21 protein-coding genes and 3 pseudogenes are annotated in these 21,884 nt (G+C 38.2%); 3 read left to right on the plus strand and 21 right to left on the minus strand.

What is annotated here, in order from left to right:
• Nucleotide 1 precedes the first annotated feature (1 nt).
• The 8 genes from ACXVWP_RS04905 to ACXVWP_RS04940 all read right to left on the minus strand — a co-directional run bounded on the left by ACXVWP_RS04905 (nucleotide 2) and on the right by ACXVWP_RS04940 (nucleotide 7,896).
• On the minus strand, nucleotides 2-637 hold the full coding sequence (locus ACXVWP_RS04905) for a hypothetical protein (protein WP_297568352.1): 636 nt from the start codon (nucleotides 635-637) through the stop codon (nucleotides 2-4).
• Between the two features lies 1 nt (nucleotide 638).
• A complete protein-coding gene (locus ACXVWP_RS04910) occupies nucleotides 639-1,526 on the minus strand; it encodes a DNA-processing protein DprA (protein WP_297568355.1) in 888 nt (295 codons plus the stop codon).
• 62 nt (nucleotides 1,527-1,588) lie between these two features.
• On the minus strand, nucleotides 1,589-1,804 hold the full coding sequence (locus ACXVWP_RS04915; protein WP_297568357.1) for a tRNA delta(2)-isopentenylpyrophosphate transferase: 216 nt from the start codon (nucleotides 1,802-1,804) through the stop codon (nucleotides 1,589-1,591).
• Between the two features lie 121 nt (nucleotides 1,805-1,925).
• Nucleotides 1,926-3,380, minus strand: coding sequence for a hypothetical protein (locus ACXVWP_RS04920; protein ID WP_458473283.1), 1,455 nt, complete (start codon nucleotides 3,378-3,380; stop codon nucleotides 1,926-1,928).
• Nucleotides 3,341-4,459 (minus strand): TniQ family protein, encoded by a 1,119-nt coding sequence (locus ACXVWP_RS04925; protein ID WP_297568362.1) that lies wholly within the window; start codon nucleotides 4,457-4,459, stop codon nucleotides 3,341-3,343. The genes ACXVWP_RS04920 and ACXVWP_RS04925 overlap by 40 nt, the downstream gene beginning before the upstream one ends.
• Entirely contained in the window at nucleotides 4,417-5,310 is an 894-nt protein-coding gene (locus tag ACXVWP_RS04930; protein WP_297568365.1) for a TniB family NTP-binding protein, read from the minus strand. Before ACXVWP_RS04930 ends, ACXVWP_RS04925 begins: the two co-directional genes overlap by 43 nt.
• Entirely contained in the window at nucleotides 5,310-7,241 is a 1,932-nt protein-coding gene (locus tag ACXVWP_RS04935; RefSeq protein ID WP_297568368.1) for a Mu transposase C-terminal domain-containing protein, read from the minus strand. Before ACXVWP_RS04935 ends, ACXVWP_RS04930 begins: the two co-directional genes overlap by 1 nt.
• The gene (locus ACXVWP_RS04940; protein ID WP_458473285.1) at nucleotides 7,234-7,896 is read right to left on the minus strand and encodes a TnsA endonuclease N-terminal domain-containing protein; all 663 of its coding nucleotides are present in this window, start codon (nucleotides 7,894-7,896) and stop codon (nucleotides 7,234-7,236) included. Before ACXVWP_RS04940 ends, ACXVWP_RS04935 begins: the two co-directional genes overlap by 8 nt.
• Nucleotides 7,897-8,058: 162 nt before the next feature.
• Here ACXVWP_RS04940 and ACXVWP_RS04945 point away from each other — a divergent pair.
• Nucleotides 8,059-8,730, plus strand: a pseudogene (locus ACXVWP_RS04945) (ATP-binding protein); the annotation flags it as partial.
• Between the two features lie 43 nt (nucleotides 8,731-8,773).
• On the opposite strand, the gene nfuA reads toward ACXVWP_RS04945, so the two are convergent.
• From nfuA to ACXVWP_RS04980, 7 genes are all read right to left on the minus strand, one after another.
• Nucleotides 8,774-9,358 (minus strand): Fe-S biogenesis protein NfuA, encoded by a 585-nt coding sequence (gene nfuA, locus ACXVWP_RS04950; RefSeq protein ID WP_005694707.1) that lies wholly within the window; start codon nucleotides 9,356-9,358, stop codon nucleotides 8,774-8,776.
• A gap of 113 nt (nucleotides 9,359-9,471) precedes the next feature.
• Nucleotides 9,472-10,161, minus strand: coding sequence for a ComF family protein (locus ACXVWP_RS04955; protein ID WP_289902165.1), 690 nt, complete (start codon nucleotides 10,159-10,161; stop codon nucleotides 9,472-9,474).
• Nucleotides 10,162-10,180: 19 nt separating this feature from the next.
• On the minus strand, nucleotides 10,181-11,566 hold the full coding sequence (locus ACXVWP_RS04960; RefSeq protein WP_289902107.1) for a type IV pilus secretin PilQ: 1,386 nt from the start codon (nucleotides 11,564-11,566) through the stop codon (nucleotides 10,181-10,183).
• Between the two features lies 1 nt (nucleotide 11,567).
• Nucleotides 11,568-11,951, minus strand: a complete 384-nt coding sequence (locus tag ACXVWP_RS04965) for a pilus assembly protein PilP (protein WP_289902108.1) — start codon at nucleotides 11,949-11,951, stop codon at nucleotides 11,568-11,570.
• Nucleotides 11,951-12,493 (minus strand): competence protein ComC, encoded by a 543-nt coding sequence (locus ACXVWP_RS04970; protein WP_289902109.1) that lies wholly within the window; start codon nucleotides 12,491-12,493, stop codon nucleotides 11,951-11,953. The genes ACXVWP_RS04965 and ACXVWP_RS04970 overlap by 1 nt, the downstream gene beginning before the upstream one ends.
• Nucleotides 12,490-13,002 (minus strand): competence protein ComB, encoded by a 513-nt coding sequence (locus tag ACXVWP_RS04975; RefSeq protein ID WP_289902110.1) that lies wholly within the window; start codon nucleotides 13,000-13,002, stop codon nucleotides 12,490-12,492. Before ACXVWP_RS04975 ends, ACXVWP_RS04970 begins: the two co-directional genes overlap by 4 nt.
• Nucleotides 12,989-13,837, minus strand: coding sequence for a competence protein ComA (locus ACXVWP_RS04980; protein WP_289902111.1), 849 nt, complete (start codon nucleotides 13,835-13,837; stop codon nucleotides 12,989-12,991). Before ACXVWP_RS04980 ends, ACXVWP_RS04975 begins: the two co-directional genes overlap by 14 nt.
• A 99-nt stretch (nucleotides 13,838-13,936) precedes the next feature.
• Here ACXVWP_RS04980 and ACXVWP_RS04985 point away from each other — a divergent pair.
• Nucleotides 13,937-15,787: pseudogene (locus ACXVWP_RS04985) on the plus strand (penicillin-binding protein 1A); the annotation flags it as partial.
• A gap of 75 nt (nucleotides 15,788-15,862) precedes the next feature.
• Nucleotides 15,863-16,555 (plus strand): annotated as a pseudogene (locus tag ACXVWP_RS04990) (penicillin-binding protein 1A); the annotation flags it as partial.
• A 123-nt stretch (nucleotides 16,556-16,678) separates the two neighbouring features.
• Here the strand turns inward: ACXVWP_RS04990 and ACXVWP_RS04995 are convergent.
• The 6 genes from ACXVWP_RS04995 to ACXVWP_RS05020 are packed head-to-tail and all read right to left on the minus strand — an operon-like array spanning nucleotide 16,679 to nucleotide 21,880.
• Nucleotides 16,679-17,992: an MFS transporter gene (locus ACXVWP_RS04995; protein WP_289902113.1), complete on the minus strand. Its 1,314-nt coding sequence runs from the start codon at nucleotides 17,990-17,992 to the stop codon at nucleotides 16,679-16,681.
• Nucleotides 17,976-18,656, minus strand: a complete 681-nt coding sequence (thiE, locus tag ACXVWP_RS05000; protein WP_289902114.1) for a thiamine phosphate synthase — start codon at nucleotides 18,654-18,656, stop codon at nucleotides 17,976-17,978. Before thiE ends, ACXVWP_RS04995 begins: the two co-directional genes overlap by 17 nt.
• Before the next feature lie 10 nt (nucleotides 18,657-18,666).
• Nucleotides 18,667-19,476, minus strand: a complete 810-nt coding sequence (gene thiD, locus ACXVWP_RS05005; protein ID WP_289902115.1) for a bifunctional hydroxymethylpyrimidine kinase/phosphomethylpyrimidine kinase — start codon at nucleotides 19,474-19,476, stop codon at nucleotides 18,667-18,669.
• On the minus strand, nucleotides 19,469-20,263 hold the full coding sequence (gene thiM / locus ACXVWP_RS05010) for a hydroxyethylthiazole kinase (RefSeq protein ID WP_289902116.1): 795 nt from the start codon (nucleotides 20,261-20,263) through the stop codon (nucleotides 19,469-19,471). Before thiM ends, thiD begins: the two co-directional genes overlap by 8 nt.
• Nucleotides 20,264-20,278: 15 nt before the next feature.
• A complete protein-coding gene (tenA, locus tag ACXVWP_RS05015; RefSeq protein ID WP_289902166.1) occupies nucleotides 20,279-20,926 on the minus strand; it encodes a thiaminase II in 648 nt (215 codons plus the stop codon).
• A 9-nt stretch (nucleotides 20,927-20,935) separates the two neighbouring features.
• Nucleotides 20,936-21,880 carry an ABC transporter substrate-binding protein gene (locus ACXVWP_RS05020; RefSeq protein WP_297568388.1) on the minus strand — a complete coding sequence of 315 codons (945 nt, stop codon included), beginning with the start codon at nucleotides 21,878-21,880 and terminating at the stop codon, nucleotides 20,936-20,938.
• Nucleotides 21,881-21,884: the final 4 nt, after the last annotated feature.

Raw genomic sequence — 21,884 nt, forward strand, 5'->3', positions numbered from 1 at the left:
TTTATGTCCTAACCACTTTAGCAATAAATAACCCATATATTTTACCTTCTAAATAAGGATACTGCTCTAATAACAAGTTCTTTATAGCTTTAAAATGGCTACCTGTAGTTAAGACATCGTCAAAAATCAAAACCACTTCAGAATTTTGTGGAATTTGCTTTAATATACGATAGTTATTTTGTAATTGGTTCGGGGTTGGTCTAGAGCTTTCAGACAAATGAAAAGCATCTGTTGAGTGAATTTGCTCTACAAATTCTATTACATTTATCCTTTCTTCATTTAAACTAGCTTGGGTTGCTATTCTAAGCATTCTGTCATCATATAATTGATGTTCTTTAGATTTTGACGGCGGTATAGGAATAATTACAATAGGGTCTTTTGTCTGTTCTAATACATCATTTAGAACAGATTTAACCATTGATACACACTGTTCTATAGCTAAATTCTTATATTTATAATCTCCTCTATCTTTTCTATCAATACCTTTCTTTAAATTTGCGATTAATCGATTTACATCACTACAATCATATCCACCTCGTGGAGTGTAATCACCAAAGTAAAAGCAAACATCGCCTTTTTCTAGATAATAGCAATCAGAGAGATTTTCTTCTTCCAAAGTTTTAATAAAAGATTTCATATCACCCTTCCAAATTATTTAAAATATCTTCTATTTTCTTTACCCTAATAGCACCTTTATTTAGAAATTTTTGAGGCCATCTAATATTAGGATTTAGAAAACAATTATCTAAGATAAATAATTTTCTCCCTTGAGCAAGAGCTGCCCTAGCTTGGATTAATGTTCCAGATGTTTCACTAGCCTCAACAATTATTGTTGCCTGAGTCAGAGCTGACATTGTGACATTTCTCTCTGGGAAATACTGTCTATTAGTTCTATAATCATGCTGATTATATTTCCAAATTGGAATTTGACTAATTAGAAGATAATCTCTTGCAATTTTATCTTGTAAATGTTTATTCTCTAGAGGATAACTCTCTGTAATAGGCGTACCTATAACGGCAACTGTCCTGCCTGAACATTCTATTGCTGTTAAATGAGCAATGGTATCCACTCCTTTGGCTAAACCTGATACAATTGTATATCCATTTTCTACAAGTAATTTTGTTAGCTTTCTAGTTCTCTTGATACCATCATTACTAACATTTCTGGAACCAACAATAGCTATTCGTTTGGGATGCTCAATTAATTCCCAATTACCTCTAAAATAAAAAGCCTCAATAGGATTTCGAGCATCTCGTAATCTTTCGGGATAATCGAAACATCCATTTACACGAATACCAACTCGATCAATTCCCTTGTTTTGAAATTGATTTTTTATAAACTCTTTCATTTCATCAATTTCTTTAGGGGGTACGAATTCAGAGGGTCTAGAGTGTGGATACTCCCTAAACAAATCTGCTACTGTTTTAAATGTATTATATTTTTTCCATAGTGCTTCATAAGCAGCCATTTCATGAAATGGCTGAATGATTCGATCAAAGGGAAAAGAATTTTCTTGTCGTTTCATACCTAATTATCCTAAAAATAGAAATGTATAGATAGTATCTAGAATTCATTATAATATTAAATTCACTTATAAATCTCTTTATCTATACGAAATAATCTTCGCCATTTGCTTAGATAATATTTCTCGAACCGATTTCCTTTAATGATAGCTAATCGCTTATCAAACCGTCTTAATATATGCGGAATAGTGCCGATAACAATCATTTCATCGTTTTTCTGTTCCTCTTCAAGCCATTGTTTAAATTGAGCTTTTAAGGTTAAGTTTGTTGTACTGTTCATAACTGCTCTCCAATTAGTATTGATGGTTAATAACTGGATGTAACTTTAACAGTCGGGCGATTTCTGTCTAGAAATATGTTTCAATTTTTCGATCTCGCTCGAAAAAATAACATTTTTCTCGTCAAAATTGCAGTTTTATGCGCAGATAAATATCTTGAGGAAGGAAATAATCCTTCGTCTTATCGCGGTAATAAGCCACACCATCTAGCAGTAAAATGGCATCAGGTTTTGGCTTTTTGATTTCAATACCGTGTAAGCTATATAGGACAACGGATACTAATTCCATCTGTTCATCATCCATTAATTCGGTCTGTTTGTAGAGTTCAACTAAACGTTTCGAATAATGCTTTTTAAGCCGTTTAGCTTTCATCTGTTGAATAAGTTTGCGGTCAATGTCTAACTCGCAGTGATATGCCGATTTTAGGTGATTGACAAAGCCTGTAATTGACGCCACTTGTCCTGATTTATCAGTAAGATAGTCATTTAACTGTTCCTGTGTTGGATAATCAGTAATGTCGTTAGAGCTTATTAAGTCGATAGCTGGCTGTAAAGCTAACCGAACAGATTTTAGTGAAGTTTTACCATCATCATATCGTCTTTGTAAAAGTTTATAGTAACTTGCTATACAAGGTACAGATTCTTTAAGTTTATTAAAAAGGGATTGTATGCGTTGCATTTCAGCTAAATCGTCTTTTAAAGCTTCATCTACAACTACTTGATTCGTATCAAGTAACCAGCGTAATACAGTTAAATTTGCACGCAAGCCATTTGGTTTAAAATGAATAACCAACTTTTCATAATCAGGGATTTTCTGCCAAATATCATCACAATCAATAAAAAATCTCATAAAGTCTGAACCTTTATGTAAAGCAACGCTAATCCCGCATTTTCTCATGTACCAAAAAATAAATTTCTTATAGGCTGTTTTAATTGTCTTATGGCGAAAGATATGCACATTTAAGCGAATCATATTGAATAATAAGGTTCGTCTTGCACAGTCAGGACAAATATTTCCATAACCTGAAGCCATTTCCGTTTTGCACTTAGGGCAAGTTGAAAGTAACTGTTCATCACATTTTTTGCATAACTGCTTCTCTTGATTATGAATTTTGCGATAACGGCTACAATTCTTACACGTTGCAAAAGTATATCGTCGATAGCAAGAAAGGCATATAGATTCTTTTGTGATTGGTGAACGATACCTATCTCGGGTCATATTGCCACATTCTGAACACATTTGTTCTTCACGGAAGTAACGAACACATGATGAACATACAGCTCCGTAATTCGTCACCATTCCTACATTAAATGTACCAGCTTCTTTTCCACAACGAACACAATCCGTCAAACGTTCGCACTCAAGGCAAAATTCGCCATCACGGTGAATACGCTTTAATTGACCACATGACTTACAGGTTTTCTTTTTAAACCATTGAGCGTAACAATTCGCACAATAGTATTCCTCTCGGAATTTGCGTGTAACTGGTGTTTTTCCACAAATAGAACAACTACTTTGCGAACGAATTTGGGTTATCTTCATACTGCAATTTGTAATTGTCGTTTTAGTCGTTCCCATTGACGGTTAAGACTTAAATTAGAATTAATTTTAGGCTTATTTACTATTGTTTTTCGATTAACTTCTCTACCTTCTCTTGCATGCTTGAATAGTGAATCAAGCTCAGAAGGGTAATTTTCAAAAGCAAAGGCTTTTTGTGTAATCTCACTTTGTTGAATCGTATAAATAATTGCTTCGGAAGATAACTGAAGAATTTTTACAGCATTCACCAAAAGATTTTTACGTTCCTCTATCGGTAGCAATTCAAATGCTAATGCTGTTTTAGGTTGACATAGATTACCTTGTGATATGCCTAACTGTTCAAGAAACCTTGCAATAGCGTGAGAAGATTTTACTATTGCTCCACGACGAATGAGATTAATAAAATAACGTAAAATAATAAAATACTCTTGAGAATTAACTTGTTTCTGAAAACATATACCTAAATCACTTGTAAAAACAGCATCTAGTATTTGTAGTGTTTCAATTTCCGTTTCACTTAATAAATCAGAGTGATGACTCAACATCTCACCACATTGATGACAATAATTGAGTTGTCTTTTATCCGCAGACAGTAAATGCGGTTGATATAGCTCACCACAACAAGAGCATTTTGCATCAAGTAATGTTTGATGTTTCAGACAACCAAAATACCATGCAAAACGCCATTCATTCCGTAAATATGGTGCTTCATCTAAACAGCATGAGCAATAATGCTGACCACTATGATGTGAGCGATTACGAGAGCTTCTTGGCAGTACCCACTTCGCTTGACCTTTCATTAGGGTCTGTTCACCGTTAATCCGTTTTAATGCAGAATAAAGAGAGTGAGCTTCTAGGTTTACCATTCCATTCAGAGATAAGTCACAAATATCAGAATAGATTTGCTGCTGAATAGGTTCAAATCCCCTATCTAAATCATACGTCCATAACCGCAATTTATCCCAATAAAATCCTGTGAACGTTAATGGGTCAGTGCCGCAATCTAATGCTGCACGAATTAACCACGAACTAATGCTTTCATTTGGTTGTATTGGCGTTCTAATCGTACCTGATTTTATCCGATAATTTTTCGGAAGCCCTGCGTCGGTTGTACCCATGAGTTTTTCTCAATAATGTCTAACGTAATTTGCTCAGTACCTGATGTAATTGCTTCTACTGCACACGCAGTCAATAAACGATGTACATTCCCTAGATTTCCACCTGAAATCGTATGAATTTTAGTAGCGAGTTCAGGCAATTGTAGGTTAGAGCATTTCTTCAATGGCAAAACACCCTGAAATTGGAAAAGTAACTTTTGAAAGTCCTTATCCAATTTCCACGTTGGCAATTCAGCAACGTCAAAACGGCTGGCGTGTTGTGGGTCAGTGTGTAGTACACGAATTGCATCTCTTGTACCTACACCAACAATAGGAATTTGCAGTTCATTACATAACATTTTAATCGCATTCATCACCTGACGTTGCAAACGTGGCGTACCCACAAGTAAAGAATGAAATTCATCAATAACTAACATTTTTACTTTGTATTCACGAAACAAATGAATCGTTTGATAACGTAACTTTGCTACACTATCTGTTGCACGATAAGGTACATAAAAACGCTCTAACAATGAAATATAAAGTTCTTTCTCATTTGCACTCGGCGGTGCTTCTGCCAAAATAATAGGGCGAACACCATCCGATCGGCTATCAATATAAGATTGTCCGTACAAATCATAGAAATGGCGAATTAACGTTGTTTTACCATTATTAGAATCACCTACTACCAACAAATTAAACATTCTTGGTCTTTTCGGTTTATTCATCAGTGAAACTAGATTGTCAATGATTTGATTTGCAACAGAATAACCCACCCAACGAGGTTCATCTAAAAACTCAATCCGTTCTTGATTATTTGCGGTAACTAAATGACGAAATTTCTCATGAACATACTCATATTTCTTTTCCATTATTCAATATCCCCAAATGTGAATTCATCATCTGAAAGCAAGCTAGAAGCTGGTGCTTTTACTATTTCATGTTGTGTTTTCTCGATTACATTAGTCGGTATTACTACATCACTTTTTGCATGGACTTTCTGTCGTTGTGCTTGTCGGCGAGCTTTCTTCGTTCTATGAGCTGATTGCTCAACCATTTCACGCATTTCTGTTAAAGCATCATTAATTTGTTGTGAATGAATCAATTTTTCATCTTTGTCTTTCAAGAATTGACGAACTTGTTTATATTCCCAAATACTCATATCAGGTAATGATTGATCTGCAAACGGAATAGGGAAATAACGTTTTAATCTTGGATCGTAAAACCAAATTTTGCCAATATTACGTGGATCTCGACGAAATAAAAATTCCTTGCTTTTACCGTTTTCATCCGAATCATTAATGTACATATTGAGAGCAACATCATAGTAACGTAAGCCATCTATCGTTACGCCATTATGTTGAATCGTGCGTTTTTCACTTGGTAAAAAATCGAGTAATAATGTTTGTTCATCAACAGGCATCTGCGGATAACCGCAGCCCACATGGTCTTTATCACCAAAAATACCTAAACGCCATTTTTGAACAGGCGACATTCCTAAAGCAGAGTGCGTACGTTTATGGTACACATTCACAATGTAGTTAATTAGCCAAGATTCAAATTCATCTAACGTCATTACAGCTTCGGCTTCGGATTGATAAGTATCTTTTTCTTTCGTATTAGAGAAAGTTGTACCACTCAAACCATGAACCTCTTTCATAAATGTACCAATCACACGTTCAATATGTCCGCCAAATTCAGGACGACCGACTGGGCGAAATTCCAAAGCAATACCGTGTGCTTCACAAGATTTTGATAAATCAAGTGAACGGAAATCTGCACCGTTATCTACGTGAATTTTATTTGGATAACCAAATACAGCCCATTCACCTTTGATATTATGGTCTAGTAATAAACGCTCTTTGGGCAAAATACTGCGAGCAATACACATTGCGACAGAAGTAACAGATGGTGCATCAAGCGAAAGGTAATAACCTGTAATCATTCGGCTATACACATCCATTGCTAACGTTAAATATGGTCTGCCAATCGGCTTGCGATACTGATTATCTACGATAATTAAATCAACAGGTGTATGGTCAATTTGAATCACACTTAGCGGAGAATCAGCATTTGGAAAACTATTTGGTTTAGGTGTAAATTTATTCTTCGCTTTTTCTTTTTGTCCACGTTTACGTAACCTTTCTTCTTCCGAAATACGTAAAATACGTTGTCGAATTGTTCTACGACTAGGGCTATCAATGCCTTTTTGACTCGCTACACGTTGTACTTCACGAATCGTCTGCTCAATAGAAGGACGTTGCTTGTGCAGGTAAAACTCATTAATGACTAATGTAACTAATTCATCTTGTTCTTTAGTTAAACGAGAATTACCTTCAGCCCAACCACGTTTACGACTAACCAACCCTGCGATAGAGCCTAGTGAATTATAGGATTGCAACCATCGGTATAAACTGCGTTCACTTACGCCAACTTCTTCCGCTCGAGCTCTTACCGAAGCTGGACTATGTTGCTCATAGTTAAGTAACGGTTTAATCATTTCGTATTTTTTCAATGCCTTTTCCCAATAATCATCACTGATTGCACTTAAATCAACTGATACATCTTCACGTTCGTTGATTTTCAAATTATCTAACTGATGAATACTGGCAATCTTACTTTGGCGAGTATGAATATGTCGAATCATGACCTGAGCATCTTCATCAAGATATTCAAGTAACTCATATTGTTCGCCATCTTCACGATTTACATAAATATTACCCTTTTGAAGAATAATACGACCACGCTCTAACTTGCCATGATAACGTAGGTGAATAAATCCTTTTTCATTTGAATTAGTCATTTGAATATCCCCAAACTTCAGTAAATTCAGAAAGTGGCTCAAACCAATTACAAGTTAGTTGTTTGGTTGCCAACAAGTGATAGATAATTTGTAATCCTTTCGTGCGATACAAAGAACCTGTAAAGAAACGAGAAAGTAGATAATCTATTGTGGTGCCACCAAGCAATTCCACTTGAGAGAGTACCGCTTTAATATCTTCAGGATCGCACTGTAATCTCTTATATCGCTGTACAGTATTGATATTGAATAAAGCAAGATGACGAATTTTATCTTCATCATAAATATGAAAGATGCAATCATTCTTCTTCGCAAATTTCATTGCAGCTTTCCATTTCTCTTTCCAATCCCGCCAATGTTCTTGCCATTTTGATTTTGGTTTCACTTCAATTAACAAGGACGGTCGCCCATCATTGAAACGAATGAGGAAATCTGGTGTGTAAGGATAGGTTAGCCCATTTTTTACAAACAAAATGCGAGCAGGCTGAGAAACGATTTCCTCTACCGCAGACATATAAGTAAAATAGAGCAATAGGTCACGCTCAAGCGTAGATTCGTAAGGTACGCTAATGCCTTTCTTGAAAGGAAGATAACCTGATACACTAAGGCGTGTTGGTTTAATCTTACGAACTTGTTTAAAAATTTGTTCTGTTTTCATAGATAATTTGACTTTTATTAGTATCTTTTTAAAGATTTTGACAGTTATTTGTGTAAATAGTGCCATTAAATAGTATCTTTTTAAGGTAAAAAAATAGGCTTAAGCCTTATTCTACCGTTCCATTTGTTGCCTATTATGCCACTTATTTGTAACTTTGACAGGGGAACCATTCCAAAACCAGGCGAAATATCACTCGCACATAACGGCGTACTTTTTCTTGATGAATTGCCTGAGTTTGAGCGTAAAGTGCTTGATGCACTTCGACAGCCCTTAGAAAGTGGAGAAATTATTATTTCGCGTGCCAATGCAAAAATCCAATTCCCCGCTCGCTTTCAACTCGTTGCCGCGATGAATCCAAGTCCAACCGGGCATTATACGGGAACACATAATCGCACCTCGCCGCAGCAAGTGATGCGTTATTTAAGCCGACTTTCAGGGCCATTTTTAGATCGCTTTGATTTATCTATTGAAGTACCTCTTCTGCCACAAGGTAGCTTACAGAATACAGGGGATAGAGGTGAGACAAGCCAGCAAGTACGAGAAAAAGTGTTAAAAGTGAGAGAAATTCAACTTGCCCGAGCCGGTAAAATCAATGCGTATCTTTCAAGCAAAGAAATTGAACGGGATTGTAAATTACAAGATAAAGACTCGCTATTCCTTGAGAATGCACTCAATAAGCTAGGACTTTCAGTAAGAGCCTATCATCGGATTTTAAAAGTCTCACGCACGATTGCTGATTTAAATGACGAAAAAGAAATACAGCAACCCCATTTAGCTGAAGCGCTCGGATATCGAGCCATGGATCGATTGCTACAGAAATTATCTGCCGCTTAAAAAATAAAAGGGCGAATCATTCGCCCTTTTTTATCTTCTATTCTTAGTAATAAGAATGTTCACCACGTTGGTGTTCGGTTACGTCTCTTGCACCTTTTAATTCATTTGGGAAGAGCGAAACTAACTGTTTCTCTACCCCATCTTTTAAGGTGACATCCACCATTGAACAACCGTTACAGCCACCACCAAATTGTAAAACTGCATAACCGTCATCAGTAATTTCAATTAACGTGATTTTACCGCCATGACTGGCTAATTGTGGGTTGATTTGTGTTTGAATCACATACTCTACGCGCTCAATTAAAGGCGCATCATCCGCAACTTTACGCATTTTTGCGTTAGGCGCTTTTAAAGTCAGTTGAGCCCCAAGCTCTTCTGTTACATAATCAATTTCCGCATCTTCTAAAAACGGTAAGCTGATTTCATCCACAAATGCAGAGAACGTATCGTACTTCATTTCAGTATCAGTCGCTTCAACTGAATTTGGCGGGCAATAAGACACGCCACATTCTGCTCCAGGTGTACCCGGATTCACAACAAAAATACGGATATTGGTACCTTCTTCTTGTGTATCTAAAAGTTTCCGAAAATGTGCTTGTGCAGCATCTGAAATAAAAATTTGTTCCATAAATAAAATCCTAATACTTGATGCAATATATCAAGAATGATACTCCTATATGGTAATTTTTTCTATATTTATTCCTATTTTTATAAATATAGATAAATCCTATCTTTAAAAATTTAGGCTCTCGCTAAGCCCCACACTTGAATTTCTTTTACGCCTAATTTTCGAAGCTGTTTGGCTATCTCTGCCAACGTTGAGCCGGTTGTAATCACATCATCCACCAACGCAACACGTTCATAAGGAAAAGACTTTTTGGTATTCACTGTAAAAGCATTTTGTAGATTATATCGTCGATCTTTCGCACTTAAACCTCGCTGAGTGTGGGTGTGTTTAATTCGTTTCACCACATGATGACAGTTAGGCACATCACACCAACGGCTCAACCAGTTCGCTAATAAATCAGCCTGGTTGTAGCCTCGTTGCCATTGCCGAAAATGATATAACGGCACAGGGATAATCGCCTGTGGCAGTGAGAGTCCATGCGTTCGTCTCGCCTCTCGCACCGCAAGATAAAGCAAACGCGATAAACTGCGATCTAACCAAGACTGTTTTTGAAATTTAAAACGATGAATAAGTGAAGAAAGCGGTTCGAGGTAATGCCCAATAATCACAATACGATCCCAAGCGGGTTCATTTCTCAAACAATGTCCACAGCCCATTGCATAATGCTGCAAGGGTGAACCACATCGCCCACAATAAGGGAAAGTTTTAATTTGCTTCTGACATCGACTGCACAATCCATTTCGACCAAGATGAATAGATCGCTTGCAATACACACAGCTAAATTGAAAAAAATGAGAAAACATCAGAGAAATTGACCGCACTTTATTTTTTCGCTTTTTCAATTTGCTTAAAATGCTTTTCTTTCTTAGCCATTTCCATTCTTTCACCTTGTTTTAAAATATGAGGAGTCACAAAAATTACAAGCTCTCGCTTTTGATGACGTTCACTTTCCTTACTAAATAAGCGCTTAATACCTGGAATATCACCCAATAGCGGCACTTTATCAATTCCTTTTGTGATCGTATCGTGGAATACACCACCTAATACAATCGTTTCCCCATCTTTAGCAAAAACTTGTGTATTAATTTCTTGTTTATCAATAGACACGACTTCGTTACCTTGCCCATAAGCCACACGGTTTCCCGGGGAATTTTGACTGACTAATAAATCCAATAAGATATTATTATCCTTTGAAATATGCGGTGTGACTTCCAATCCCAACACAGCTTCTCGAAACTCCACTGATTGGGTGTCATTTTTCCCGTTCGTCACTACATAAGGAATTTCCGTCCCTTGTTTGATACTTGCACTTTTCTTATTGGTCGTGAGTAAGCGAGGGCTCGCAATAATTTCTACGTTATTTTCACGTTCAAGTGCAGTCAATTCTAAGTCTAATAATCGGCCATTAATTTTAGCGACTTGAAATGCTAATGAGCCAGCTGGCGTGACCGTTGTCGCAAAATTCACATTTAAATTATTACTGATATTGCTAAAACCATTCGCATCTAGACTGCCACTCACTCGATGGGCAGCCTCAGTCGGATTAAAAATACCCCAACGTACACCTAACTCTTTCAGGCTTTCATCAGTAATCGTCACAATACGTGCTTCGATGACAATTTGTTCAATGGGTTTATCCAGCTCTGCAATCAATTTTTTGATATTTTTGATAGAACGTGCATCATCCTGAATCAGTAATACATTGCTTCGATCATCAAAGGTAATTGTGCCGCTAGGTGAAAGCAAAGAACCACTACCAGTTGTTAAAGATTTCATCACATCAGAGGCCTTAGCAAAATGCAGTTTAACCGTTGTACTCACAAGTGGTGTTTCACTAGGCAAACTTTCTCCGCTAATCGCCATAGGTTCTGTCATTTTCTCTGCATATTGTTCATGTTGAGAAGGCTTACCCAAATAATAAATATCATTTTCTTGATAAAAAGAGAGCCTTTTGATTTTTGCCACAGAACGCAATAAACGATCAAAATCTACGTTCTCTAATTGCAATGAAAGCGTTCCTTCTAACTCATCATCAATCATTAAATTGGCATTTTGCTCAAGAGCAAGTTGCTGGAGTGTCGCCACCATGGGAGCTTGTTTTAAGCGAAGTGAAAATACGCGATTTTCTGCCGCCGAGTAAGTTGTCCATAGGATCAAAAAACACATTAAAAACTGACCGCACTTTGTTTTTATTTTCTGCTTTATCATTTTAAAATCTCATTATGATTGAGGTCGTTTGTTCACATTGCCCCGGTTTATAACTTTGAAGCGTCACGCCATTTTTACTTACTTTTTCAATTAAATAACCTTCTTTTCCAATTCGCTGCCCGACTTGAACGGAAAGAATATGCCCATCATCATTAAATAATACTTCTGCCTGTTTACCATATTGCACGACTCCCACAATATCTAGCTGAGCCAATGGGCGTTCCTCCGCCAGTCTCAGCTCTGAATACACGCAAGTCGACACTGGCGGTAGGGTAAGCCCCTCTTTTGGATATTCGGTTTGTTCTCTTTGTTTACGATCAAAAGGATCTTGCGAAAATGCTGACACAGAAAAAAACGCTATCAAGATTAAGAAAAGCTTTTTCATTATTTGTCCTTATTTAGTTGGAAAATTAACTCGCATGTAATAGAAGCATTTTCCTCTTCATCTAATTTCTTAATGTTTAATTGAGTTAAAGAAAGTGTAGGAACATCGTTTAAAAGTGCGGTCAAAAATTGCTGTAAATCGACAAAATAGCCTTGTAACGACAAATGCAACAAAGTATGTTGAGAAAAATCCCAACGTAAATCCAACGCTCGAAGTCGCCCATTTAACAGCGCCTGTACATGCTGATTAATCGGCAACACAGAGTTAGCCAATTCAGGAGAAAGTTGTCGGCTGTCTGACTTTTGCCTTAAGGTTTGTAAAATCTTTTCCTGTTTATCCCACTCTTGCTGCTGCAAACTCAATTCTGCGTCAAGTCGATGTAGTTCGTTGCTATTTTCAACGTAACGAAAAACAGGTAAAAAGATGACTGCACTTAATGCACTCAACCAAAAGGCAGCATGGACCATTTGAGGTAATCGAAGCCATCTCCCAAACCAACTTTGCGCACTTTTTTGAACTAGCTCATTGATAAAGTTCCTCATTGCATAGACTCCGATAAATGAATATCAAATTGAAAAAATAACTGCTGTTGCACTGGCTGAAACTTAGTTAAGTTAACCTCTGTAAAATGGCGTTTGAGAAATTGATGTATCTCTTCAAACTCTTGTTGGCTTTCTGTCATGCCTGAAAGGACAATTTGCTTCGCATTGAGCGTAAATTCATCTAACTCACCCTGTTGTAATGGCAGCTCACTTAATAAATTAAGCAGGCGATACACATATTCCGTATCCATCTCAGTCAACTCATTCATTTCTTTTAAGTTACTTTGTAGTTGCTGAACTTGAATGCGCTTCTGATGGACTTGATGAGTTATTTGTGTCAGTTTTTCTTTTGTCTGATTTAGGGCTTGCCCTTGTTGTTCATTGAGTTGGTTCAATCCAATGACAATCAAAACTGAACAAGCTAGCCAAATGAAACCTTGCCACATAAAACGACGAAAGGCCTTTTGATGTTGTTCTAAACGCCAAGGCAATAAATTAAGGCTTAACATCACCACTCTCCCGATTAACTAAAGGCAAAAGTGCGGCTGGTTTTAAAGATAAATCCACTAGCTTTAAATCGGTTTGCCAAAGTGCATTACCTAAGGCGATGAAAGGAAAATCTGTTTCGATACGCTGCCAATCCTGAGACAGTAATTCGATTGTGTGTGAATTTAATATATCGGGCGTTTGATACATATAAATCTGTTCTATGGTTTCAGGAAAACGCTGGGTAAATTGTTGATAAAGTTCGGATAAATCACCTTGAGATTGCAAAACTTGTCGTTGTTGTAAGCGTTCACAAACGGCGAGACATCCTTGTTGATCTTGATATAAAAATAAAGTGTTAATCGGCTCTTGACCTAAAATGGCATAAAATGCACGTAAAATACTGTGATTCAGTGAATCAAGTGCGGTCAATTTTAGCGGCAAATATTTTTCTAATTCTGCATTGGCGCTTTCTTGTCGAATCGCCGTGATATCCAAACGGAAACCTTGTTTTAATGGCATGGCAAGATAATCAAACCATAATTCATCCAACGGAATCGGCAATTCTTTTTGCAAAATAAAACGACATTGTTGTTCACACTCCTGAGCATTGAGTGTTTGCGGTAAAATAAGCGTTTTAGACCAAGTCAAATGGGGGGAAATGGAACCAATAAAACAACATTGGTTCGCTTTTTGAGGTAAATGAGGTAATAACTGGGGAAAAATGTCCTTTTGTTGTCCATTTAAGCAAATAGATTGAACTTTGTAGAATTCATCTAGCCAAACAAAATAGAGGTTATCTTGTTGTTTACTCACACCAATTTTTTGTTTTAGCTGCTTTCTAGGAACAATTCCCATATTCTTTCCTATTCTTTAAGGGATTAATCTTTTATACTTAGCAGCCAAAATCATAATTTTGATTTTTTGAATATTCATTAAACCAGAGAGAATTTTACGATGCGGATCGCAAAATTAATATTAAGTACCCTATTTACGATATGTATACTGGGGTTAGTCGCCGGTGGTGTACTGTATTTTCACTTAAAATCCTCCTTACCATCGGTTGAGAGCCTAAAAACCGTTGAGTTGCAACAACCAATGCAAATCTATACGGCTGATGGCAAATTAATCGGTGAAGTCGGTGAACAACGCCGTATTCCAGTAAAATTAGAAAATGTGCCTCAACGCCTGCAAGATGCCTTCTTAGCAACAGAAGATAGCCGTTTTTATGAACATCACGGTTTAGACCCTGTCGGTATTGCTCGTGCGATTTTTGTTGCCGTCAACAATGGTGGTGCATCTCAAGGGGCAAGTACCATTACGCAACAGCTTGCGCGTAACTTCTTCTTAACGCCAGAAAAAACCATTATTCGTAAAGCTCGCGAAGCGGTATTGGCCATTGAAATTGAAAATGCCTTAAGCAAACAAGAAATTTTAGAACTCTATTTAAATAAAATTTTCTTAGGGTATCGTTCTTATGGCGTTGCAGCCGCCGCTCAAACCTACTTTGGTAAAAACTTAGATGAATTAACGCTTTCTGAAATGGCGATCATTGCTGGCTTGCCAAAAGCGCCTTCTACCATGAATCCACTCTATTCGCCAAAACGTGCGGAAGAACGTCGAAATGTGGTTTTAAGTCGAATGCTTGATGAGAATAAAATCACCAAAGCAGAATATGATGCAGCGATTAAAGAGCCAATCGTCGCAAGCTATCACGGTGCTAAATTTGAGTTCCGTGCAGACTATGTGACAGAAATGGTTCGTCAAGAAATGGTAAAACGTTTTGGTGAAGAAGATGCTTATACCAAAGGTTATAAAGTCTTCACGACTGTACTCTCAAAAGATCAAGCAGAAGCACAAAAAGCCGTTCGTAATAACCTGATTGATTATGATATGCGTCATGGCTGGCGTGGCGGTGCACCACTTTGGAAAAAAGGTGAAGCCCCATGGGATAATGAACGTATTGTCGCTTTCTTGAAAAAATTACCTGATTCAGAACCATTCATTCCAGCAGCAGTGACCGCATTAGGTAAGAATGGTGCAGAATTACTTTTAGCCAATAATGAAACGATGACGCTCTCTTCTAACGCAATGCGTTGGGCAGGTAGATCACCGGTTAAAGTGGGCGAACAAATTTGGATTCGTAAACGTGATAACGGTGAATGGATTTTAGGTCAAATCCCAGCCGCTAACTCTGCATTAGTTTCATTAAACTCCGATAATGGTGCAATTGAAGCCATGGTGGGTGGCTTTAGTTACGAACAAAGTAAATTTAATCGTGCAACCCAATCTTTAGTGCAAGTCGGTTCTTCAATTAAACCATTTATCTATGCCGCTGCGTTAGAAAAAGGTTTAACGCTTTCAAGCGTATTGCAAGACAGTCCTATCTCTATCCAAAAACCAGGACAACCTTTGTGGCAACCGAAAAACTCACCTGATCGTTATGACGGTCCGATGCGTTTACGTGTAGGTTTAGGTCAATCTAAAAACATGATTGCAATCCGAGCACTACAAACCGCAGGTGTTGGCTTCACTGCTGACTTCTTACAACGTTTTGGATTCAAACGTGACCAATATTTTGCGAGTGAAGCGCTTGCATTAGGTGCTGCATCCTTCACGCCATTGGAAATGGCGCGTGCTTACGCAGTTTTTGATAATGGTGGTTTCTTAATTGATCCTTACCTTATCGAAAAAATTCAAGATAATACCGGTAAAGATTTATTTATTGCGAACCCTAAAATTGCTTGTATTACCTGTAATGACATTCCTGTGATTTATGGTGAAACCAAAGATAAAATTGATGGCTTTAAAGATGTCGCAGAAGTGGCTAACCCTGATAACCTAAAATCCGCTAAAGGTAATAGCAACACCGATACAGATGAAGGTGAGGGCGATCAGCAACCTGAGAATGTACCAGACTTGCCAGAGCTTCAAACATCCGCATTAAATGACGGTTCTGTTGATTTAATGGCGGATGCGAAAGACGGTGCAGCAAAACAAGAATACGCACCTCGTGTGATTAGTGGTGAATTAGCCTTCTTAATTCGTAGTGCATTAAATACGGCGATTTATGGTGAGCAAGGACTTAGTTGGAAAGGTACCAGCTGGCGTATTGCTCAAAGCATTAAACGTAGTGATATCGGTGGTAAAACCGGTACCACTAATAGTGCGAAAGTAGCTTGGTACGCAGGTTTTGGCGCAAACTTAGTCACCACAACCTATGTTGGTTTCGATGATAACAAACGCATATTAGGTAAAGGTGAAGCGGGTGCAAAAACTGCAATGCCGGCGTGGGTCGCTTATATGAAAGCTGCACTTTCTGATGTTCCAGAACGTCAACTTGAGCTTCCTCCAAACATCATGGAAAAAACCATTGATAGTAACTCTGGTTTACTTTCTGAAGGTGGTGGTCGCAAAGAATACTTTATCGTCGGTACTGAGCCTAAACGTACTTACATTGCGGAAATGCAAGAGCGTGGTTATTATGTTCCACCAGAGTTACAACAACGTCTAAACGGTGGAACAGGTAAAACTAAAGATGCCATTCCAGCAACGCAACCAGAAGAATTATTCTAGTACTGATTAAAATACTAAAAGTGTAGTTAATTTTAAATGCCTTTCCGATCTCAATTTGTGAAAGGCATTCTTTTACTCAAAATATTTTCAATATTAGTTAAATTTTAAGTTTGATAAATTTATCTAGCGCAGTTGCCTATCTCTTGTTTCCGTAATAAACCAAAGTCCAATCAAACTTAATACGGCATTTAAGGTTAGATAAATTCCAACACTTTTTAAGCCATAATTTGCATTCAGTGGTAACGCAATAATTGCTGCTACACTGGCACCGAATAAGCCTGAAATATTGTAGGTCAACGATGCACCGGAATAACGAGCATGTGTTGGAAATAATTCAGGTAAGAAACTCGCAAGCGGGCCATAACCCATGCCAATTAACCCCATTCCTATCATCAAGAACCAAAATAAACTGGTAGTTGTTCCATTATCGAGAAAATATGGCAAGGCTAAGCCAAAAATAGCCACGCCAAAGGTTGTCCAAATTAACCAAATTCTTCGTCCAACAATATCGATATATTTGCCTGAAATAGCAATTGTAATAGCTAATGAAATCGCACTGCACATTAGTAAAGCAGTAAAAATTTGTGGTGAGAAACCTAATCCCATTGCGTAGCCAGCTTCTGATACGGTTGGGGCAGATTTTGCATAAATTTGGCTGAAAGCGATCATAATATAAAAGAGCACATAGCCTGCAATGCAGATCATCATGCCTAAGAAGAACGGTTTGAAATGAGTAACGATTACTTCTATCATCGGTAAAGCTTTAGGTTTAGGCTTGTTAAGTACAGCAATAAATATTGGTGCTTCCGTAAGTTTTAATCGAACATACAAACCAATTGCAACTAATACAAAAGAGGAAAGAAATGGAATTCGCCATGCCCAGTCAATCATTGCTGCTTGTCCAAAAAGCGTGGTAATGAGTAGAAAGATACCATTGGCAAGTAGTAACCCTAGAGGTGCGCCTAATTGTGGAAAAGTGCCATACCAACCACGTTTTCCTTCAGGTGCATTTTCGATTGCCACTAATGCAGCGCCGCCCCATTCGCCACCTAAACCAATACCTTGCCCGATACGGCATAAGCAAAGTAAGATGGTTGCCCATATTCCGATACTGTCGTAAGTCGGTAATAAGCCGATCACTACGGTTGAGATTCCCATTACTAACAGGCTCATAACAAAGGTATTTTTTCTTCCTAAGCGATCGCCAAAATGTCCGAATAATACCGCCCCCAGAGGACGAGCAATAAAAGTCAGTGCTAGCGTAGAAAGCGCAGCGATTTGGCCTGAAAGCGGATCGGCTGCATGGAAAAATTGATGATTGAAAACGAGCACCGCAGCCATGGCATAAATATAGTTATCGAAATATTCAATAGCGGTGCCAATCATTGTTGCTATTGCGACTCGTTTTAAGCTATTTGGATTATTGGTTGCTTGCATTACTTTCTTCCTTTAAGGCTTGAGTGGCTACTTTTATATCATTCGCTTGAGTTATAGCCGTTATAACTGCAACACCATCAGCACCATATTTCAGTAAGGTTTTTACATGTTCTCGTTTTACGCCACCAATAGCTACAAGTGGTTTGGTGATTCCTGCTTCTCTCAATGTTTGAATGAACGTCATTCCTAGAGTAGGTTTAGGATTTTCTTTTGACTGAGTCGGAAAAATTGGACCAATACCGAAATAATCGATTTCAGATAATTCCTCTCCGATTTTGGCTTCGTCTAAACGGTTTACTGACCAACCAATAATCAGTGGTTTATTGGTTTTTGCTCGAATCGTTTTTACAGGCGTATCACTTTGCCCAACGTGAATACCATCCGCTTCAATTTCTAAAGCTAAATCAACGTTATCATCGACAATAAATGGCACATTATATTGACGACATAAGTCTCTGCACTTAATGGCTAAGACTCGTTGTTCTGTTGGAGAATTTTCTAATGAGAATTTGCCTTTATCGCGAAATTGAAAACAGGTAATGCCACCTTCTAAAGCTTGTTTAAGAACAGAAAGCAAGTTATCTGCTGGATTATCACCTAAATGTCGGCAATCTTGTGTGCCTGCTACAAAATAGATCGGTAAAATTTCTTGAATATTTTTCATCTTTCAATCCTTAAAGGCGACTGTAAGCCCAATGATTCGTTGGTCCATGTCCATGACCAATATTCAATGGGTGAGAAATAGCTGCCGTAATAAAATCTTTGGCTGTTTTGACCGCACTTTCTAGAGGTGCCCCTTTGGCTAATTCTGCCGTTAAGCAAGCTGAAAAAGTACAACCTGTGCCATGAGTATGTGGTGTATTGAAACGTGGACTTTCCAAAACAAAATGTTCACCATTTTGTAAAAGGATCCAATCTTGGCATTGCTGACTTTGTGAATTGAGTGAATGTCCGCCCTTAATAATCACATTCTTTGCGCCTTGTTTTTGCAAGTCTAACGCGGCTTGTTGAATGCTGGCTGTATCAGAAATCTTAAAACTAGTTAAAGCTTCTGCCTCAGGAATATTTGGCGTAATCACATCGGCAAGTGGCAATAAATATTTGCTTAGTGCGGAAATAGCTTGTTGTTGCAATAAAGGTGCCCCACCTTTCGCAATCATGACGGGATCAAGAACTAATGTGCCGAATGGTCGATATTTTAAGAAATCAGCAACGCATTCAATAATATCTGCCGTGCCAAGCATGCCAATTTTGGCACTTGCAATTTGAAAGTCATTTTTAACCGCTTCAAGTTGTGCTTGAATCGTGTTCAGCGGAATAGGGTGAATATCAAATACGCCAAGTGTGTTTTGTGCGGTGACAGCTGTAATCACTGAAGTCCCAAATACGCCTTGCATTTGAAAGGTTTTCAAATCTGCTTGAATTCCCGCACCACCGCCGCAGTCAGAACCAGCAATAGTCAATGTTTGTGGAATGTTAGACATATTTCACCTCCGCATTTTGTTCTATTAAATCAGGTGTTAAGTCTGCCAATTCATCAAGTAAGCGAATTTGGAATTGACCGACTTGCGTGGTTAAGTTTTTAGCCGCAAGCTCCCCTGCAACGGTGTAAGCGGCACAGGCTTCGACTGTTGCAGAAAAATGTTTACCTTCATCAACGGCTAAAAATGCTGTGCATACTGCACTTAATAAACACCCCGATGCGGTGACTTTTGGAAATAGCGGCGTACCGTTATGGATGGTAGCAGTTTGCTGACCATCACTGATAATATCGACTTCTCCACTAATCAACACCGTACAGTTATAGCGTTGTGCAACATGTTTAGCGACTTCTTGTAGATTCGTTTTACCTTGTCCCGCATCCACGCCTTTTGCTTGCCAGTCTTCACCTGCAATTGCAGCTAGCTCACCAGCATTACCACGAATTAAGGCAAATTTTACTTCCGCCAATAACTGACGGACTGTTTCTTGTCGGTAACGAGTGGCGCCCACTCCAACCGGGTCAAGCACGACAGGAATGCCTATAGAATTAGCCGTTTTACCCGCTAATAACATAGCCTCTCGTTCTTTACCTATGAGAGTACCGATATTGATGACTAATGCTTGGCTGATTTTCGGCACCTCAACCATTTCCTCTATGTTGGCTGACATCAATGGTGACGCACCTAATGCAAGTAAGCCATTGGCACTAAAATTTGCCGCGACAATGTTGGTAATGTTATGAATAAGCGGGTTTTGTTCACGAATTTTTGATAAATAAATAGATTTCATTTCACACCTTTATTTTTATGCTAAATCTAATCCCATTTGCCAAAATCCGATTTCCATTCGGGTAGCCGTAGTAAAAATTTGTTGGATATGAGCGAATTGGGCATCATTAAGTGGTTCACAAAGTGCGGTAAGAAAATCAACTGTTTCTTGTGCCGCTTGTTGATATTCTGGTGCAGAGTATGCGTCAATCCATGCTTGATAAGGATTGCTTGGTTGTTTGGGATAATTTTCTGTGATGTAACGGGCGACTTGTGCGTAACCTAAAGCACAAGGCGTAACGGCGGCATATAGTTCAGGTAAACCGCCCGTCATTCCACAATCAAGCAGATAACGTGTATAGGAAATACATGCCGCACTTTCGGGTGTTTGGAATATTTCCTGTTCACTAATTTCCCATTGTCGGCAGTAATCCAAATGTAATTGGATTTCTTGGCAAAGAATATCGAGCGTTTTACGTGGCATGTCCATCTCGGCAAAATTTTTTGCCTTGAATACGCCCAAGGCAAAAGCTCGGCTGTAATGGAAAAGATAGATGTAATCTTGTTTTAAATAGTGTTGAAAACAAGCTTTTGGCAAGGTGCCTTTTGCAAGTTGTTGCACAAATTCATGCTCAACATATTGCTTCCAATAAGGTTGCGCTTGCTGAATGAGTTGATTAATCATCATTTTCCCTTATTGTAATTCGACAGCATAGTCTTTCAATTCAAGTGCTTTTGTAATCAACCCTTTCTGATGCATAAATTCCGCCATTTGTTGATAACGTTTAGCATCCAATTGACGGGGTTTCGTTGCTAATAAAGGTAGGGTATCTTTCCATGCTAATTGATTTAATTCTGTATTAAGTTCTTTTGGCTTATAGCTCACAAATGCTTGCCATGCTTCATCTGGATGGCTTTGTAGATAGGTTGTGGCTTGTTCAAGTGCGGTCAAAAAAGCGGAAATTTTTTTAGAGGCAAGATTGTTTCTGTTCGCCACTAAAATCAATTCATCATAAGCTGGCACACCATATTGTTCTGGGAAAAATGCCACGCCTTCTTGTTTTTCTAAATGGATCTGATTCAGTTCGAAATTACGAAATGCCCCGATGACCGCATCGACTTGTCCGGTTAAAAGAGAAGGGGAAAGTGACCAATTCACATTCACTAATTTTACGTCTTGGTTGCTGAGTCCGATGGAATGGAGCATGGTATCGAGCAACACATCTTCAAAGCCACTGACTGAATAGCCTACTTTTTTCCCTTTCAGATCGGCAAGCGTTTTGATATTGCTATTTTTTAGAACCACTACGCTATTTAATGGGCTGGAAATCAGAGAGCCTACACGTACTAAAGGTAATCCTTCAGCAACTTGTTGATAAAGTTGAGGTTGATAATTAATAGCTAAGTCCACTTTTCCTGCGGCAACTAATTTAGGCGGTAATGATGGATCGGCGGGTTCGATAATGTCGACGTCTAAGTTATTTTTTTCAAAAAAGCCTTTTTGTTGCGCGACAATGATTGCGGCGTGATCAGGATTTACATACCAATCAAGCATTAAGCTGATTTTCTCTTTTGCTAAGCTGGAAAAGCTGGCGGTGAGTCCAATTAAAAGACTGAAATAACGGATGATTTTCTTCATTTTT

Source organism: Haemophilus sp. SZY H56, assembly GCF_054332415.1.

Excerpts from the sequence above, each read along its gene's own strand:
- ACXVWP_RS04905 (WP_297568352.1), bottom strand. The coding sequence starts at position 637 with ATGAAATCTTTTATTAAAACTTTGGAAGAAGAAAATCTCTCTGATTGC.
- ACXVWP_RS04910 (WP_297568355.1), bottom strand. The coding sequence starts at position 1,526 with ATGAAACGACAAGAAAATTCTTTTCCCTTTGATCGAATCATTCAGCCA.
- ACXVWP_RS04915 (WP_297568357.1), bottom strand. The coding sequence starts at position 1,804 with ATGAACAGTACAACAAACTTAACCTTAAAAGCTCAATTTAAACAATGG.
- ACXVWP_RS04920 (WP_458473283.1), bottom strand. The coding sequence starts at position 3,380 with ATGGGAACGACTAAAACGACAATTACAAATTGCAGTATGAAGATAACC.
- ACXVWP_RS04925 (WP_297568362.1), bottom strand. The coding sequence starts at position 4,459 with ATGGGTACAACCGACGCAGGGCTTCCGAAAAATTATCGGATAAAATCA.
- ACXVWP_RS04930 (WP_297568365.1), bottom strand. The coding sequence starts at position 5,310 with ATGGAAAAGAAATATGAGTATGTTCATGAGAAATTTCGTCATTTAGTT.
- ACXVWP_RS04935 (WP_297568368.1), bottom strand. The coding sequence starts at position 7,241 with ATGACTAATTCAAATGAAAAAGGATTTATTCACCTACGTTATCATGGC.
- ACXVWP_RS04940 (WP_458473285.1), bottom strand. The coding sequence starts at position 7,896 with ATGAAAACAGAACAAATTTTTAAACAAGTTCGTAAGATTAAACCAACA.
- nfuA (WP_005694707.1), bottom strand. The coding sequence starts at position 9,358 with ATGGAACAAATTTTTATTTCAGATGCTGCACAAGCACATTTTCGGAAA.
- ACXVWP_RS04955 (WP_289902165.1), bottom strand. The coding sequence starts at position 10,161 with ATGTTTTCTCATTTTTTTCAATTTAGCTGTGTGTATTGCAAGCGATCT.
- ACXVWP_RS04960 (WP_289902107.1), bottom strand. The coding sequence starts at position 11,566 with ATGATAAAGCAGAAAATAAAAACAAAGTGCGGTCAGTTTTTAATGTGT.
- ACXVWP_RS04965 (WP_289902108.1), bottom strand. The coding sequence starts at position 11,951 with ATGAAAAAGCTTTTCTTAATCTTGATAGCGTTTTTTTCTGTGTCAGCA.
- ACXVWP_RS04970 (WP_289902109.1), bottom strand. The coding sequence starts at position 12,493 with ATGAGGAACTTTATCAATGAGCTAGTTCAAAAAAGTGCGCAAAGTTGG.
- ACXVWP_RS04975 (WP_289902110.1), bottom strand. The coding sequence starts at position 13,002 with ATGTTAAGCCTTAATTTATTGCCTTGGCGTTTAGAACAACATCAAAAG.
- ACXVWP_RS04980 (WP_289902111.1), bottom strand. The coding sequence starts at position 13,837 with ATGGGAATTGTTCCTAGAAAGCAGCTAAAACAAAAAATTGGTGTGAGT.
- ACXVWP_RS04995 (WP_289902113.1), bottom strand. The coding sequence starts at position 17,992 with ATGCAAGCAACCAATAATCCAAATAGCTTAAAACGAGTCGCAATAGCA.
- thiE (WP_289902114.1), bottom strand. The coding sequence starts at position 18,656 with ATGAAAAATATTCAAGAAATTTTACCGATCTATTTTGTAGCAGGCACA.
- thiD (WP_289902115.1), bottom strand. The coding sequence starts at position 19,476 with ATGTCTAACATTCCACAAACATTGACTATTGCTGGTTCTGACTGCGGC.
- thiM (WP_289902116.1), bottom strand. The coding sequence starts at position 20,263 with ATGAAATCTATTTATTTATCAAAAATTCGTGAACAAAACCCGCTTATT.
- tenA (WP_289902166.1), bottom strand. The coding sequence starts at position 20,926 with ATGATTAATCAACTCATTCAGCAAGCGCAACCTTATTGGAAGCAATAT.
- ACXVWP_RS05020 (WP_297568388.1), bottom strand. The coding sequence starts at position 21,880 with ATGAAGAAAATCATCCGTTATTTCAGTCTTTTAATTGGACTCACCGCC.